Origin of the sequence: Glaciecola sp. SC05 (assembly GCF_041380235.1) — a bacterium.
Classification (GTDB): Bacteria; Pseudomonadota; Gammaproteobacteria; order Enterobacterales; family Alteromonadaceae; genus Glaciecola.
The window spans coordinates 20,181-35,772 of record NZ_JBGIYY010000021.1 but is presented as its reverse complement, the minus strand read 5'-3'; the positions used below and the strand labels follow the sequence as shown (position 1 = coordinate 35,772).

The 15,592-nt window shown below is 43.5% G+C and carries 12 protein-coding genes; 3 read left to right on the top strand and 9 right to left on the bottom strand.

All coding sequences use genetic code 11. The annotated features are described in order from the left end of the window. The first annotated feature begins 5 nt into the window (after window positions 1–5). Both recN and AB9H30_RS16685 read left to right on the top strand, forming a co-directional pair. Window positions 6–1,679 carry a DNA repair protein RecN gene (gene recN, locus AB9H30_RS16690; protein WP_371195861.1) on the top strand — a complete coding sequence of 558 codons (1,674 nt, stop codon included), beginning with the start codon at window positions 6–8 and terminating at the stop codon, window positions 1,677–1,679. 147 nt (window positions 1,680–1,826) lie between these two features. Continuing rightward, window positions 1,827–2,174, top strand: a complete 348-nt coding sequence (locus tag AB9H30_RS16685; RefSeq protein ID WP_371195860.1) for an outer membrane protein assembly factor BamE — start codon at window positions 1,827–1,829, stop codon at window positions 2,172–2,174. A gap of 17 nt (window positions 2,175–2,191) precedes the next feature. Here the strand turns inward: AB9H30_RS16685 and ppiC are convergent, their stop codons facing one another. The 7 genes from ppiC to fabB all read right to left on the bottom strand — a co-directional run bounded on the left by ppiC (window position 2,192) and on the right by fabB (window position 10,721). Then, window positions 2,192–2,470 (bottom strand): peptidylprolyl isomerase PpiC, encoded by a 279-nt coding sequence (gene ppiC / locus AB9H30_RS16680; RefSeq protein WP_371195859.1) that lies wholly within the window; start codon window positions 2,468–2,470, stop codon window positions 2,192–2,194. Window positions 2,471–2,485: 15 nt separating this feature from the next. Continuing rightward, complete coding sequence (locus AB9H30_RS16675) at window positions 2,486–5,503, bottom strand: FimV/HubP family polar landmark protein (RefSeq protein ID WP_371195858.1); 3,018 nt, start codon at window positions 5,501–5,503, stop codon at window positions 2,486–2,488. A gap of 87 nt (window positions 5,504–5,590) precedes the next feature. After that, complete coding sequence (locus AB9H30_RS16670; RefSeq protein WP_371195857.1) at window positions 5,591–6,607, bottom strand: aspartate-semialdehyde dehydrogenase; 1,017 nt, start codon at window positions 6,605–6,607, stop codon at window positions 5,591–5,593. A 36-nt stretch (window positions 6,608–6,643) separates the two neighbouring features. Continuing rightward, window positions 6,644–7,804 (bottom strand): 4-phosphoerythronate dehydrogenase, encoded by a 1,161-nt coding sequence (locus AB9H30_RS16665; protein WP_371195856.1) that lies wholly within the window; start codon window positions 7,802–7,804, stop codon window positions 6,644–6,646. 1 nt (window position 7,805) lies between these two features. Next, complete coding sequence (locus AB9H30_RS16660) at window positions 7,806–8,729, bottom strand: alpha/beta fold hydrolase (protein ID WP_371195855.1); 924 nt, start codon at window positions 8,727–8,729, stop codon at window positions 7,806–7,808. 3 nt (window positions 8,730–8,732) lie between these two features. Then, a complete protein-coding gene (locus tag AB9H30_RS16655) occupies window positions 8,733–9,482 on the bottom strand; it encodes a class II aldolase/adducin family protein (RefSeq protein WP_371195854.1) in 750 nt (249 codons plus the stop codon). A 24-nt stretch (window positions 9,483–9,506) separates the two neighbouring features. Continuing rightward, complete coding sequence (gene fabB / locus AB9H30_RS16650) at window positions 9,507–10,721, bottom strand: beta-ketoacyl-ACP synthase I (RefSeq protein ID WP_371195853.1); 1,215 nt, start codon at window positions 10,719–10,721, stop codon at window positions 9,507–9,509. Between the two features lie 170 nt (window positions 10,722–10,891). On the opposite strand from fabB, the gene mnmC reads away from it, so the two are divergent. Further along, a complete protein-coding gene (mnmC, locus tag AB9H30_RS16645) occupies window positions 10,892–12,970 on the top strand; it encodes a bifunctional tRNA (5-methylaminomethyl-2-thiouridine)(34)-methyltransferase MnmD/FAD-dependent 5-carboxymethylaminomethyl-2-thiouridine(34) oxidoreductase MnmC (RefSeq protein ID WP_371195852.1) in 2,079 nt (692 codons plus the stop codon). A 38-nt stretch (window positions 12,971–13,008) separates the two neighbouring features. On the opposite strand, the gene AB9H30_RS16640 is transcribed toward mnmC, so the two are convergent. Together AB9H30_RS16640 and gtfA are read right to left on the bottom strand one after the other, a co-directional pair. After that, on the bottom strand, window positions 13,009–14,043 hold the full coding sequence (locus tag AB9H30_RS16640; RefSeq protein ID WP_371195851.1) for a LacI family DNA-binding transcriptional regulator: 1,035 nt from the start codon (window positions 14,041–14,043) through the stop codon (window positions 13,009–13,011). A gap of 59 nt (window positions 14,044–14,102) precedes the next feature. Then, window positions 14,103–15,575 (bottom strand): sucrose phosphorylase, encoded by a 1,473-nt coding sequence (gene gtfA / locus AB9H30_RS16635; RefSeq protein ID WP_371195850.1) that lies wholly within the window; start codon window positions 15,573–15,575, stop codon window positions 14,103–14,105. Window positions 15,576–15,592: the final 17 nt, after the last annotated feature.

Below are 15,592 nucleotides of genomic sequence, written 5' to 3'. Positions count from 1 at the left end.
TTTTTATGCTTGTCCATATCGATATCAAAAATTTTACCGTGGTAAAACATGTAGAACTTAGTTTGCAAAATGGTCTGACGGCCATCACCGGTGAAACCGGCGCAGGTAAGTCGATTGCGCTCGATGCGCTCGGCTTGTGCTTAGGTCAACGGGCAGACACCAACATTGTTAGGCAAGGTTCTCAGCGAGCTGAAATTGTCGCTCATTTTGATGTGAATAAACTAGAGAAAGTAAAAGCATGGCTAAACGAAGAGATGCTCAGCCAAGAAGATAATCCAGATGAGTGCTTCATTCGTCGAGTAGTCAGTAAAGAGGGGCGCTCAAAGGCATTCATCAATGGCGTTGCGGTCACGCTCTCGCAAGTCAAAGCACTAGGATCCAAACTGATCCACATCCATGGACAAAATGACCACCATCAATTTTTAAAGGCCGATAATCAACTTGCTCTGCTGGATGGCTATGCGCAACACCAAAGTTTATTAGCACAAACTAAATCTGCATATGCACATTACTCTGAGCAATCAAAAACACTTAAAGCCCTGCAAACTGCTCAACAGCAGCGTCTCGACAGAGTCAACCTGCTGCAATATCAAGTGGACGAGCTTAACGCATTTGCAATGGTTGAGGGTGAATTTGAGCAGTTAGAAATTGATTTCAAAAAACTCAACTCAATACAAGAGCTTATTCAAGTAGCTGAAAAATCGTGTTACGTGTTGAAAGATGACGACGACAGCAATGCCTTGTCTTTATTGAATACTGCGCTAAAGGGTATTCAAGATAATCTCGATACAGATCCAGAGCTAAACGCTAGCTATGAGTTATTGCAAAGTGCAGTCATACAGGTGCAAGAAGCCTATACTGAACTATCACATTATCAAAGTGGTCTTGAAACAGACCCAGAGCAACTTCAGGCTATTGAAGAACGCTATGCAACTGCCTTAGAACTCTCTCGTAAACACGGCACCTCGCCTGAAAAGCTGCATCAGGTCCATAGCGAGCTAGCCAATGAATTTACCCAATTGCAAAACGATGAAGCATCCTTATCCCTGCTCGAGCAAAGTTGCGCCGACTCTTTAGCTGGCTACCGTAAAAAAGCCTATGCGCTGTTTGAATCTCGACAAACTGCAGCTGAAAAACTCTCAAAAGAAATTGCACAAAGCATTCAGCAAATGAATCTGCCACACGCCGTGGTTAATACCCAGATCTTACATAACGACAAAGACAAGCCTCATGGATTAGGCAATGATGAAATACAAATCCTCGTTTCAGTGAATCCGGGGCAAGCTCCCGATGTGATGGAAAGAGTGGTATCAGGCGGAGAGCTTGCGCGCATCGGCTTGGCTATTCAAGTTATTCGCTCTCGCGACTACAGCATTCCAACCATGGTATTTGATGAGGTTGATACGGGTATTAGTGGCCAAACCGCCTCAATTGTCGGCAAACTACTGAATAAACTTGGCGCTCAGTCACAAGTAATATGCGTGACACATTTGCCTCAGGTTGCAGCTCAGGGTCATCACCAACTATTTGTGACTAAACTCACAGATGGAATAACTACCGAAACCAAAGTTTTGCGTCTGACTAAAGAAGAGCGAGTCAATGAAATTGCAAGGTTACTGGCGGGTGATGAATTGACCGATACAGCGATTGCCAACGCAAAAGACCTATTGAAGCTTTAATGATCGTGAAACAAATCCTTTTAAAGGCAAATTTCCGGCTAATGACAGTCGAGATAGGCAAATACAGCGGGGATGAACCAAATAGGGATTGATCGGTCTCAAGCAAGTGAGGTAGTATCCCTAGCGAATTTTTTATATGGAAGTCTTATGAAGTTTATCATCGTCATTTTGTTATCGTTTACGTTTTTATCTGGCTGCAGTGACTGGATTTATCGTATTGATGTGCCTCAAGGTAATTTTCTTGACCAAAAAGACGTAAACAAGCTGCGCGTTGAAATGACAAAAGAACAAGTCATATTTGTACTAGGTAATCCAGTGGTTGGAGATAGCTTCAATGACAATGTTTGGTATTATTATTACGAAATGAAGCGCGGTATGGCTAAGCGTGGCGAAGATGTTAAAAAGCGCCTCATCTTGACATTTGAAGACAATAAATTACTTGATTTTAAAGGTGACTTCACCAAGCCCGAAGAGTTTGACCAACCCCTAGCGTAAAGCAAGGTATCTGTTCATTAGTTACGATATAAAGTCTTGATAAGGTGAAAGCCAAAACTCGTTTTAATTGGCCCGTGCACTACTAACACTTCTTTTTTGAACACGACATCATCAAAAGCTTTGACCATTTGCCCAGGCCGAAACTCGCCTAAGTCTCCACCCTTTTTCCCTGACGGGCACTGCGAATAGCGCTTTGCCAAATCCCCAAAATGCTTTCCCTTTTTTAATTGCACCAATAGGTCTTGGGCTTCTTTTTCGGTCTTTACCAGTATGTGTAAGGCACATGCTTTGGCCATAAGAATACCTTAAGTTTATTGGTCTTTTTTGATTTGCTGCAGCAGCTCGGTTGCTTCCGCCACCTGTTCGTCAGAGCCTCTCTGCTTTACTTCTTCGAGCACTTCTGTCGCGGCTTCATGATCGCCCATATCCATATAAACTTGAGCAAGATCTAAGTTACTGGCTTGTTCTGAAATGAGCTCATCGTTGCTTATTTGCGCTGAGCCTGGGTCATCAATACTTTCTTCTTTTGGTATTCTGCCTAAAGACTTATCTAAATCTAGAGCGATATCTTCGTCTGCCAGTGGTGTTAAGGCTTCGCTTTCAGAAAGTAAATCATCAACATTCACAAAATCTTCTACCGATTCATCCGCACTTTCGTCATCTTGCATCAAACTATCTAAATCGAGGCCAGCATTTTTTAACTCATCATCAACAAGATTATTCTCTGAGGCGTTCTCAAAAGCCTTTAAGTCATCAGATAAGTCGAGGTTTTCGGCGTCGATTTCTGATAGGAGCTCTTCAAAATCAGAGCCCTCAATGTCGGCCAATACGTTCAGCTCATTATCTAATCCGTCTTCTGTCGTAATGCTTTGGATATCATCTTTTAAATCGTCGTCACCAAGCCAGTCGTCTAAGCCTGGGAGATCAGCAAGCACATCTTCATCCTCGTCAATCTCATCATTACTTATTTTTTGCTTATCTTCTGCGGCAATATTTTGCGCATCGTCTTGCACCGGCTTTTCCAGGTCATCTGACAAGCTCTCTTGAGGATTCAAGCTCTCTTTAGTCGGCGATTCGTCGCCCATACTGCTGAGCGAAGGTATATCATCAAGCAATGCGTCACTATCCGCAATCTGCTTGCTTGTTTCTTCGTTGTTCTGCTCATCTAAGCCTAGATCGGGACCCTTCGTATATTCTTCAAGCAGAGCATCTAAATCGTCATCACTTACGTCTTCTTCCAATTCAGCAAGTAGTTCATTTGCTAAATCATTGCTAAGGTCATCGGGTTCATCATCTACATTGAGATCAATCGCATCATCATTTACGGGTTCTGGAGGGCTTGGGTCTTGGGTAAATTGCTCGAGTAAATCATCAAGTTCATTGCTAGCTACAATTTCGTCTTCTGTTTCGTCTGTAGATTCATCCAAAATCGCGTCATCTTTCTCACGACTGTCTTCGCTCGTAAGCTCTGTATCTGAGGAATTGGGTAACTCTGCTGTTATTTCATCATCCTGCTCAGCATCATTATCTGTAATCGGCTCAGGCGTCAATTCAGGGCTTAGATCAGGCTCAGATTCAACTGGCTTTGCAGGCTCAACTTCAATCTCTGGCTCTTCATCTGCATCTGCGTCAAGACTGATTATCTGAGACTCATCAATTACCTTGTCTAAATCCTCGTCTTCATCAACCACACCCTCTAGGTCGTTTAATATTTCAGAAGACAAGGCCTCAAACTCTTGCGTCGTCTCATTAATGGTGTTTTCGATTTTCTCTAAAGCTTCATCATCAATATCAGCACTTTCGTCTACTGGCATGCCAATGGCGGTATCGCTTTGCATCGATGCAAGCTTGTTCGACTGTGTATTTTTTTCCTCACTTGCTTGTGATGCTTGTTGAACGCTGGCCAACAGCTCATCTGGATCAACCTTGTTTTCGACCTGTGCTTGCTCATCAGTGCTTTGCTCAACAGGACTCTGATCATCGGGGCCTTGTTCATCAAAACCTTGCTCACCTAACTCAGAATCATTAATCGTTGAAGCGTCACCTTCGAGGTCATCAACCATCTTTTCAGCATTTTCATCATTTGCTGAAGGCTGTTCTGTAGAGGGTTTTAAATCAATTTCTTGGTTTTCATACTCATCGTCGTCTAGACTAATCGCATCAGTATCAAAACTAACATCTTCTTCGACAATCTGCGCTTTAGAAACAGGCTTTTTCTCTGCATTTTGGGCATCAGGTACCAACATGTCGTCTATATCGCCAAAGTCAGTATCGCCCACCCCAAGTTCATCAAGACCATCTTCTAGATCAGACGATAATATATCGTCTTCACCCATCTCTTGATCCAGCGCAGCCATGAGATCTTCAGCATCATCATCGTCCATTTCACCAATGATTAATTCATCGTCAATGATATCAGCGACCGATTCATCTTCAGTTGCCCTGTCTTCAGTCGACTTAGGTTTACGCAGCAACCATACACCCAGCAGAAGCAAGATTCCGGCTGTAAATATAATTGAAATAGTAATCACGACAATCGGGCTAGACAAGGTTTTCCAAATCGATTCAGCTTCTCTGTCGAGCTGCCGTTGTTCTGCTTGTTTAACTAGGTCGATGACTTCTTTTTGTAAAGCTAGCTGTTGGTCAATCTGATCTTGTACGTCACCTTCCACCTTACTTCTCAAATCAGAAATATCTTGGTTGACTTGATCAAGGCGGTCGTAAAGACGCCTGTTTTCATCAATCAGCGCCTGCACGCTGGCAATAGAGGCGCCGACTTGCTCTTTGACTTGATCAAATTGGATGTTTTGCTGACGATTTAAACTGTTTAATTGACGCTGCAACTCTTGCTTGGTTTGCGACAAATCTTCTTGATTAACTAGGGGTACGTCCGGCACGGCGGCAGCGGTTGCAACTTCGTTTAGAACCTCTTCTGGCTGCACCGAGTTGGGACGACCAAACGCACGATCATCGGCTTCAGCTTTAGCACGGGCTTTTTGAATATCCATACGTGCAATGTAGCGATCACTGGGCAACTGCAGTGTAGCGCCATTGACCATGGTATTAAAATTTCTATTCTCGAAGGCTTGGGGATTTAGTTCGTATATTGCCAACATTGTTTGATATACGCTAAATTGGCTATCTTGCTTATAGCGGCTAGCAATTCGCCACAGCGTATCATTTTGATCAATCGGACCATAAACTACGCCCGAGTATGCCTCGGGAGAGTTTGTCGGACCTTGCAACTGTACTTGCGCTGAAACCAGCGCAGGACTCAGCATTGACAGTGTCAATACAACAGCAATCCAATTTTTGATGGTCGATTTCAAAACCTTAAGTTGCTCCTAAAATTTCAATAAATGTCACCCAAGCGTTCATTCATCTTCATTGAGTTATCGACATCTTGCGTCAATTGTTTACATATAATCGCGTATCAAGACTTCGGCAATTTGTATGCTGTTAGTTGCCGCACCTTTGCGAATGTTATCGGACACCACCCACATGTTTATTCCATGAGAATGCGAAACATCATTGCGAACGCGCCCAACATGCACAAAATCATTACCGCTCGCACTTGAGACTTGTGTTGGGAAGTCTTCTCGCTGATCATAAAGCGTCACGCCCGGCGCATTGGCAAGCAACTGTTTAACGTGCTCTGCATCTGTTTGCTGTGTTGTCTCTATATGGATAGCTTCACCATGACCAAAAAACACCGGTACTCTTACCGCTGTTGGATTTACTTGAATAGATTCATCGCCCAATATTTTGCGCGTTTCCCACACCATTTTCATTTCTTCTTTGGTGTAGTCATTATCCATAAAAACGTCTATCTGCGGGATAACATTAAATGCAATTTGCCGGCTAAACTCTTCACCGGTAACTGCTTTACCATTTAGTAGCTCTGCCGTTTGTTTAGCGAGCGATTCCATTGCGGATTTGCCGGCACCAGAGACTGACTGATAAGTGGCGACGTTAATACGGTCGATACCTACCGCGTCATAAATAGGTTTAAGCGCCACTACCATCTGAATAGTGGAACAGTTGGGATTGGCAATAATATTGCGATTGCGATAATCAGCTAGTGCATGGCTGTTGACCTCTGGCACAACTAGCGGGATGTCTGGCTCGTAGCGATACTGTGAGGTGTTATCTATAACCACGCATCCGGCTTCTGCAGCCATTGGTGCAAACTTTTCTGAAACACTTCCACCCGCTGAAAAGAAACCAAACTGAACCTTACTCCAATCAAATGTGTTGGCATCGAGCACGGTTAACTGTTCACCCTTAAACTCGACTTCACCACCGGCTGATCTTTCACTAGCAAGCGGATACAGTTTACCAATTGGAAATTTACGCTCTGCTAAAATTTCCATAATGGTTTGACCAACCAAGCCCGTTGCACCTAATACAGCAACGTCATATACATTCGACATATCTTATTTTTCCTTTCTTAAGGTTTCGGTTATTAATTACTTGCTGTCGTTAGCCAGTCTAAACCCTAGTTTTTTTAATGTTTGGGCAGCACATTTATTACTTATTGTTATTTTTGCTGCGGGCCATTCTCTGCGCACAGGATAACTGCGACGAATTTCTGAAAACGACCTTGAGTTTGCCATGTAGCGGCGAAAAAAACTATCATCATTTTCAATATCATACATAGATTTTATACTTTGTGAGACGATTGTCTGATGGCTCAGATTAATCTTCGCATTATTCGAATTTTCTGCATCAATCGCCACGGCCTCATATCTTGGTAAGAAATCACTCAGCTGATGCTCTGCTTCAATAGATAAAAATCGGCATAAATCGCGGTAAACCATATCCGTGCCTCTTGCTTTTCCTTCTAGGGAGTGTCCTGCGATATGAGCGGTTGCAAAAGCAAGATAAGGTATCAGTTCACGTTCGATAGTGGGCTCGTTTTCCCAGCAGTCTAAACCGACTGTGGGCATCTTTTCCCGATTGGCACGCATTCCTATCAACAGTGCTTGATTGTCTAGCACCTCACCTCGACAAGCATTAATTAATATTTGCTGAGCAGTGAGTTTTTCAAGCACTTCAGCATTAAACATGTGCTCTGTAGGATAATTGCCCGACCTTGTCAGCGGCACATGCAGGCTAATAATGTCAGCACTTATCACCTCTTCGAAACTAGCAGACACAAACGAGGCATCAAGCTCAGCGCGCGGTGGATCGTATTTTACCATGTGAATATCTAGCGCCTGTAATAGCGCTTCAAGGGCTTGACCAACATTGCCTAAACCCACAATTCCTACGGTTTTATCTTGTAGCATAAAGCCCTGACGCTCAGCCAACATAAACATACTCGCCAATATGTATTCTGCTACCGCTCGCGCATTGCATCCTCCCGCGGCATACCATTTAATATTGGCAGCCTCGATGTCACTTAACGATAGATGATTAAATCCTGAAGTTGCAGTGGCAACATAGCGCAAATTTGGTGCTCTTTGCAGCAGTTGCGCATCCACAGTGGTGGTAGAACGGACCAACAATGCCTCACACTTAGCCAGATCTTGTTCTGAAAGCCTGCCTGCTGTGAATGCTTTCGTTTCACCTAAACTCGTGAAGTACTCAGCGGCATAGGGCATATTATCATCATATAATATCTTCATATTAGCTAAGCCGCCTTGTACTCACAAACTGTCTAATTAAATCCGTTACCGCTTGCTTTGCTTCTAGCTGAGGATAATGACCAACCTCTAGCGCTTGAACCGCACTATCTGGGAGCAACTCTTTAAATCGGTTTAACATATGATTACCTGAAATAGGATCCTGCACCCCGTTGACAAAGGCCAATGGCACTTTAGTACTCTGCATAGATTTGACCCAACGGTCGCGATACAGCACACGTTCGTCCAGATAGTCCAATAAAGATGGCAGTACTAAATTGCCCTCCTTGAATTTAAGCAAACGCCATAAAGTATCAATTTCGTGGGGCGCGGGCGGCGATTGTTTACCAAATATTTTTATAAAACTTTGTTTCAGCGTGACTTTTGTCATGAGCCGAACCATGATTGGCCCAAATATGGAGTGCAGGAGTTTTTGGGTAAACAATGGCCTGTGCGTTTCCGCAAAAAGCCCGCCATTTAAAAAGCAGATTGAAGAAATATCCACGCTAGGGATTCGTTGATGCTGTCTTGCCAGCAGTTCTTGAGCAACTGAAACGCCATAGTCATGCGCCACAATGTGGGCTTTGCGCACGCCTAGTTTTTGGCATAAATAAAGCGCAATATCAGCTTGTTCAAGCACACTATATTGATGAGGTCTTGGTTTATCAGACAAACCAAATCCCAACATATCAAAGGCTATGCACCGGTAGTTTTCTTTAAGAATTTGCCACTGAAAATGCCAGTCCCAACTAGCAGATGGGAAGCCATGTAAAAACACAATGACTTCTTTGGTATTAGCACTGCCTTCAACTTGTCGCTGTTCGCTGGCCTGAGCATTACTTTCAGTATCCCAAAAGGCTACCTTGTGATAGCCATATATGCACCATTTTGCTCGGTTGCGATATTGATTGAAAGATTCACTAAGCAAGCATTACTCACTAAAGTCAGGGCACATTCTATTTAATTTACGCAAAATACCGGGCCACGCAAGCCCACCTCCTGCTGAACGCGTCACTTCGGCTGCTTGTGCACGTATGCCCGCTAGAATTCTATCATCAATAGCAATCATGGGCTGATTGGCAGCCTGTGCCTGAAGTTGAATTTCACAGGCACGCTGCATGATAAACATAAACAAGAACGCATCCGCAATGGAGTCGGCTGCGGTCAACAGTCCGTGATTACGCAATATCATAAAGTTAGTATTGCCCAAGTCGGCTACCAGCCTTGCTTTCTCATCTGGATTAAGCGCAATACCTTCATAGTCGTGGTATGACAAAGACGCCAAGGGAAATAGCGACTGCTGAGAGTAGGCCTGTAAGCCCTCTTTTAAAACTGATACCGCCACGCCTGCGGTGGTATGTAAATGCATGACACACTTTGCATCGTCTCGTGCTTCATGCACAGCACTATGAATGGTAAAACCAGCGGGATTGATGTCGTAATCAGAGGCCATCACTTTTTCACCTGCCAAATTCACCTTTACCAAACTCGATGCGGTGACCTCTTCAAAAAACATTCCGTATGGATTAATTAAAAAGTGATGCTCTGGCCCAGGGACGCGAGCCGAAATATGTGTAAACACTAAATCGTCCCAGCCATAGTGAGCAATCATTCGATAACACGCTGCTAAATCAATCCGTGTTTGCCACTCTTGCTCAGACACTTGATCTTTGACACTCATAATTACTCCAATGGGCTGCTAAAACTAGCCCTTATATTTTTGAAAGACCAAACATGCGTTAGTGCCGCCAAATCCAAAGCTATTAGACATGACCAAGTTGAGCTCTTGTTCACGAGTGCTGGTGACTATATCGAGTCCATGAGCCGCACTATCTAACTCATCTATATTGATGGACGGCGCGATAAAGCTATGTTGCATCATCAATAAACTATAAATTGCTTCATGCACGCCGGCGGCACCGAGTGAGTGACCTGACATCGACTTACTTGCACTTATTGCGGGACTGTTGTTACCAAACAGACTTTGAATCGCCTCTAGTTCTTTTACGTCGCCTACCGGCGTTGATGTGCCGTGGGTATTTAAGTAATCAAGCGGAGCATCAATACCGTGCAGCGCTTGTTTCATGCAGCGAATGGCGCCTTCGCCCGACGGCGCGACCATATCATAACCGTCAGATGTAGCGCCATAGCCAACTAACTCGCCATAGATTTTTGCACCGCGAGCAAGCGCGTGTTCAAGCTCCTCGACCACAACCATACCGCCACCGCCAGCACTAACAAAACCATCTCGATTAGCGTCATAGGTGCGTGAAGCTACAGCAGGATTGTCGTTATATTTGCTAGACAATGCGCCCATTGCATCAAACTGGCTTGATAAAGCCCAGTGCAGCTCTTCGCCGCCGCCTGCAAACACCATGTCTTGCTTACCAAGCTGAATCATCTCCCAAGCATTTCCGATACAGTGCGCACTGGTGGCGCAAGCGGATGAAATTGAGTAATTCACCCCTTTGATCTTAAAGGGCGTCGCCAAACAGGCGCTCACGGTGCTGCCCATGCAGCGAGTAACCATGTAAGGTCCGACTCTGCGAACACCTTTTTCACGAAGGGTATCCGCCGAAACCACTTGGTTATCAGAAGACGCTCCGCCAGAGCCTGCAATAATCCCAACTCTTTCATTTGAGTATTGAGATTCTTCTAAACCTGCATCGGCAATAGCTTGTTCCATTGAAAGATAAGCATAGCTTGCGGCATCTCCCATAAAACGAAGTGTTTTACGATCGATATGCTCTTTTAAGTCAATCTGAGGGTTACCCCAAACTTGGCTGCGCATGCCCATTTCGGCAAATTGCTCTGAAAAGCGAATGCCAGATTTGCCGTGTCTTAAAGAATCCGTTACTTCCTCAGCATTATTGCCAATACTCGATACGATACCAAGACCAGTGATTACTGCTCGTTTCATAGTTCACCTTTAATAAAAACTGTTGCTCGTGTATACGAAGCCTTATACTTAACGCAGAATTTTTAAACGCCGCATAGCCAAAGTCGTTATACTGGCATATATATAAAAACAAATTAAGCGTTGATTGTTAATCATTCATGAAATCTTTACAAATAATCTGTTGATCTTGTATGAAATTAAGCCACGCAGACCTATCCTTTAATTCTATCGGCACGCCAGAATCCTTATCTTTTGGAGATGTATACTTTTCAAATGAAGACGGCATCGCAGAGAGTGAATATGTCTTTATTCAAGGCAATCGACTCTGGGAGCAGTGGCTCAACTGGCAAAAATCAACATTTTGCATCGGTGAAACAGGCTTTGGCACCGGCTTAAACTATTTACTTACCGCAAAACGCTTCGAGGAATTTTTGCAGAACTACCCGCAGTCGCCTTTAAAAAAGCTGCATTACATTAGCCTTGAAAAATTCCCTATTGAAACATCAGCACTAAATAAGATCTATCAACAGTGGCCGTCATTAGCCAAGTATTCTGCATCGGTCATTCGCACCTACCCGCCGGCACTAGAGGGGATTCACCGCAGCTTCCACAATGCTGGCGAACGCGCCAGCGCGATAACCTTAGATTTGATATTATGTGAGGCTTACACTGGCTTATCTGCTATTCATAACGTGAAGGATGGACTTGTAAACGCTTGGTATCTGGATGGCTTTGCTCCTAGTAAAAACCAAGACATGTGGCACATAGAAGTATTGCATCAAATGGCGCGGCTCAGTTCGCCAAAGGCTACGCTGTCAACCTTTACCGCAGCAGGCGCAGTAAAAAGGGCGCTTCAAGAAGCAGGCTTTGCGGTTTCTAAAATTAAGGGCTTTGGTCGCAAACGAGAAATGATTGTCGCGATATTGGCGCAAGCTACTTTTCATCCGAGCATTGATAAACAGCCCCCCTATTTTGAGCGTATCAGCAGAGCAGAAAACAAGGCGCTTGCTTCACCTAAGGCGCTAACGATTATTGGCGGTGGCATCGCTGCTGCGCTGCTTGCTTTGCGTTTAGTCGAACAGGGCATCAAGGTGCAATTAATTTGCAAAGATAAAGCGCCAGCCTCTGGCGCGTCAGGCAATCCTATAGCGGGGTTTTACCCTCAACTAAACGCAGAGGCCGGCGTTAATAGCCAGTTTTTTGTACATGCTTTTTTATATGCTCGACGCTTTTATGATGAATTTGTTGAACAAGGTCTAGAATTTGAGCATGACTGGTGTTCAGTATTGCAACTTGGGTTTAATCAAAATACGCAAGAGCGACTCAAAAAAATGCGCGATAAATCGCTTTGGCCTGATGAACTAGCCACAGTTGTAAGCGCACAGCAAGCAAGCAAAATTGCAGGCCTAGACATTCCACATTCAGCATTACATTTACCGAAAGGCGGATGGATTGGGCCAGTTAGTCTAATTAAGGCATGTTTACAAAAAGCGTCGAACACCGGTCTGTTTAGCGCATTGTATCAACATGAATTTCTGCATTACTCAGCAGCGGCTGATTCTAAGCTGACAATTACACTGCGCAAACAAGATGGCGTTCAAGTGGATATGCAAACGGAATCACTGGTGATTGCCGCAGGGGCCGATTCATTGCAGATATGCCAGCAATTGCTGCCAATGCGACTGACACGCGGACAAGTAGAAGCGATTCCTACGAGTAAAAAAACGAGCAAACTAAAAGCCGTTTTGTGTCATAAGGGATATTTCACGCCGGCCGTAAATGGTTACCACGCGCTTGGCTCTACTTACATAAAACAAGATATGGGTACTGAACATCGCCCCGCGGAAACCCTTAAAAACATTAATATGCATAAACAGGCGATGCAGGAAAGTGAGTGGATGGCGAATATTACTGAACTCTTCACGGATGATATTCAAGGAAGAGCGGCAATTAGATGCAGTACGCCCGATCATTTGCCATTGGTTGGCGCTATGCCAGATATAGTCGCTCAAACTCAAGAGTTAGCTGATTTGTACAAAGCATTGCCGGCTCATCGCTATGCCGCAGGCAAAAATGTTAACAAGGTATTTATTCTGACCGGCCTAGGTTCCAGAGGCATCACCACCGCGCCTATATTAGTTGATACCTTGGTAGCAGAAATAACAAACGGGCCATTTCCACTGAGCACTACGTTACTGAATGCACTGATGCCGAATCGTTTTTTAGTAAGGTCGTTAATTCGTCAAGAAAATTACAGCGCTAATATCTGAATATCCCAGTATTCTGTAATAGTGTAGATGTGGCTCTATTAATTTGGTGCACTTTCACCGGGTATAATTTTAAATCCTAAGACTTCACTGGCTTTACTTTTATTTAAAAAAATCTCGGCGGCTTTCTTGCCTTTGTCGACACTAAACTGCTGCACAGTAGCCAACGTTGGATGATAGCGCTGACCCTGCTCTATACCGTCAAAACCCACCACATGAATATCTTCAGGAATTCTTAATCCTATTCGCAATGCCTCCTGCATAGCAGAAAGAGCAATAATATCACTCATGCAAAGCAGTATCGTTGGCCTTGGTGTTGAAGCAAGCGCCTCGCGCGCAGCAACGATTGCAAATTCGTGCGTACTTTCAGGAATATGCCAAATTTTATCATCTGAAATTTTGATTCCATTCTCAGCAAGGGCTCTTTTATAACCATCTAACCTGCGATGAGATATAGAATGCTCTGTATTTATGAGTGACTTATTTGCAACAGCACAAGCATAGGGCTCATCTAACAAACGTAATCCCAAAATGACTGGATTGTTGACATCTTTTTTCAGAGCCATTAGGGCTGATTGGTAAGCGGCTTCCTCGTTATCAATGTTTACGGATGGCGTCTTTTCAATATCAAAATCTATCGTAACAATAGGCTTTTTAATATTTGGTAATTGGCTCAGCAAGCGAGGGTTTCTGGGAGAACCATAACAAATAAAGCCATCAACAAAGTCAATTACGTCGCTGACGCTTTCATTGTTACCTGAAAATAGAAGAAGGTGTTTACCAGACGCTTTGAAGGTCTTGGCGACCCCCTCCATAAACTGCGTCGCTACAGGGTCGCTTACCATATAATCTAATTCGTCAGGTAATATTAATGCAATAATATTAGACTTACCTTGTCTAAGTGAACGAGCCGCTTTGTTCGGTCCAAAATATCCCATATCTTCGCATGCAGCCAAAATCGCTTTGCGTTTTTTTTCTGAAAGCTGATCAGGTCTATTAAACGCATTCGAAATTGTCGCTGTAGACACATCGAGACGTTGCGCCACTTCTTTAATCGCTAACTTATTACCGCTCATTAATAATAAAACTCTCAGAAATCTAGCCAGTAGTGCTTCTTTGAGACATTATCATAATTTTATTTAATCAGTGATACCAAATCGTATTCTTTGCGATGATTATTTTCTATGAGCTCTATGCTTGCGTCCAAACTATTCAAATGTACTGTCAAAATTGCTTGCTCTTCTGGGCTGGTCCAACATAACTGAAATGTGCCCTTGTTTTGTTTAAAAGTAAAATCACCATTAAACGCTGTCGAATTGTTTCGGATCTTGATAAGTTCTATGAGCGCTTTGACAACTGGTTTATTCAAGTTCGATTTCAATTCAGATTCAGTTATATACGGCCTATTGATGTCTCTACCAACATTTGTTTTTGCAAGCAACGACATGTCGTTTTCACAGGCTAAAAACCCCGCGTAGTAAACCTGCGGAATGCCTGGACAAAAAAACTGTATAGCTCTTGCTAAAAGATAGGCGCCATCATCTTTTTTCAATGCATCGTAAAAGGTACAGTTCACCTGATACAAATCAACATTACTTGCAGATGCACCCGTAGCTTGAAGTGACTCGCCGGATGAGTTTTGGTGTATTGTGCTAACCAAGTTATTTATCTCACCTTCGGTAAGTAAACCCGCCTTGTCATTAGATGGGCCTACATCGACTATACCTATACCGTCATGGGTATCTAAAACGGTAAAGCAATTGCGGGGCGAAATCTTAAGCCAATTTGAAAGGGCTGTTGCGTCCTTTGTAAAAAGCGTATGAAGAATCAAAGGCGGCAGGGCAAAGTCATAAACAGCATTACACCGTTTAGCAATTTCAATTTGAGTTTCATAGTGGCTATGAATTTCGACCAAACACTCCATACCTAATTCACTCGCACGTTCACTCAATGCCTCAATAAAAGTAAAAGTCTCCTCTAACATAAAACAATTGCTTCCGGCGCGTTTAATAGCATAACCTGCAGCATCTAGCCTAATCACGTTAATATTGTTTTTTGCAAACACTGTTAAAATGGAGTCTAGGTATTCCTTACCTTTTTTTGACTCCACGTTGATATCAATTTGATTGGAAGTAAATGTGGTCCAAAACGGAATCGTTTCTCCATTTTTTAGATTATATTCTGTAAAGAACGGCGTTGGGCGAGGGCGAAATACTTTCTTCATATCTAAGTCGCCAGAATCGCCGAAAACTGACTCACGATGCAGAAAAAGTGACCAATACTCTGACTGATGACCTTTTTCCAAAACATCTTGGAAGGCTTGGCTCTTCGCTGACATGTGATTGACAATCATATCAGCCATGAGGTTAAAGTCTCGACCAAGTGACGCTACTGATTCCCATTTTCCTAAACGATTGTCCACCGCAGTATGATCGATAGGATCAAATCCGGCGTCTTTACCGTCTATCGGATAATAAAATGGTAATAGGTGTATGCCCTTAAACAGCCCTTTTAAGTCTGTTGAGAGCAGGTTTTCTAAATCCTGAAGAGTCTGACCGCCAAAACGATCTACATAAGTAATAAGTTGTACGCCATTGTGAGCTGGCATCACGTTTCTCCAATAAA

Bases quoted from the DNA above. Each gene is read 5' to 3' on its own strand.
- AB9H30_RS16685 (WP_371195860.1), top strand. From the start codon at position 1,827: ATGAAGTTTATCATCGTCATTTTGTTATCGTTTACGTTTTTATCTGGC.
- AB9H30_RS16665 (WP_371195856.1), bottom strand. From the start codon at position 7,804: ATGAAGATATTATATGATGATAATATGCCCTATGCCGCTGAGTACTTC.
- AB9H30_RS16655 (WP_371195854.1), bottom strand. From the start codon at position 9,482: ATGAGTGTCAAAGATCAAGTGTCTGAGCAAGAGTGGCAAACACGGATT.
- ppiC (WP_371195859.1), bottom strand. From the start codon at position 2,470: ATGGCCAAAGCATGTGCCTTACACATACTGGTAAAGACCGAAAAAGAA.
- gtfA (WP_371195850.1), bottom strand. From the start codon at position 15,575: ATGCCAGCTCACAATGGCGTACAACTTATTACTTATGTAGATCGTTTT.
- AB9H30_RS16640 (WP_371195851.1), bottom strand. From the start codon at position 14,043: ATGAGCGGTAATAAGTTAGCGATTAAAGAAGTGGCGCAACGTCTCGAT.
- fabB (WP_371195853.1), bottom strand. From the start codon at position 10,721: ATGAAACGAGCAGTAATCACTGGTCTTGGTATCGTATCGAGTATTGGC.
- AB9H30_RS16670 (WP_371195857.1), bottom strand. From the start codon at position 6,607: ATGTCGAATGTATATGACGTTGCTGTATTAGGTGCAACGGGCTTGGTT.
- recN (WP_371195861.1), top strand. From the start codon at position 6: ATGCTTGTCCATATCGATATCAAAAATTTTACCGTGGTAAAACATGTA.
- mnmC (WP_371195852.1), top strand. From the start codon at position 10,892: ATGAAATTAAGCCACGCAGACCTATCCTTTAATTCTATCGGCACGCCA.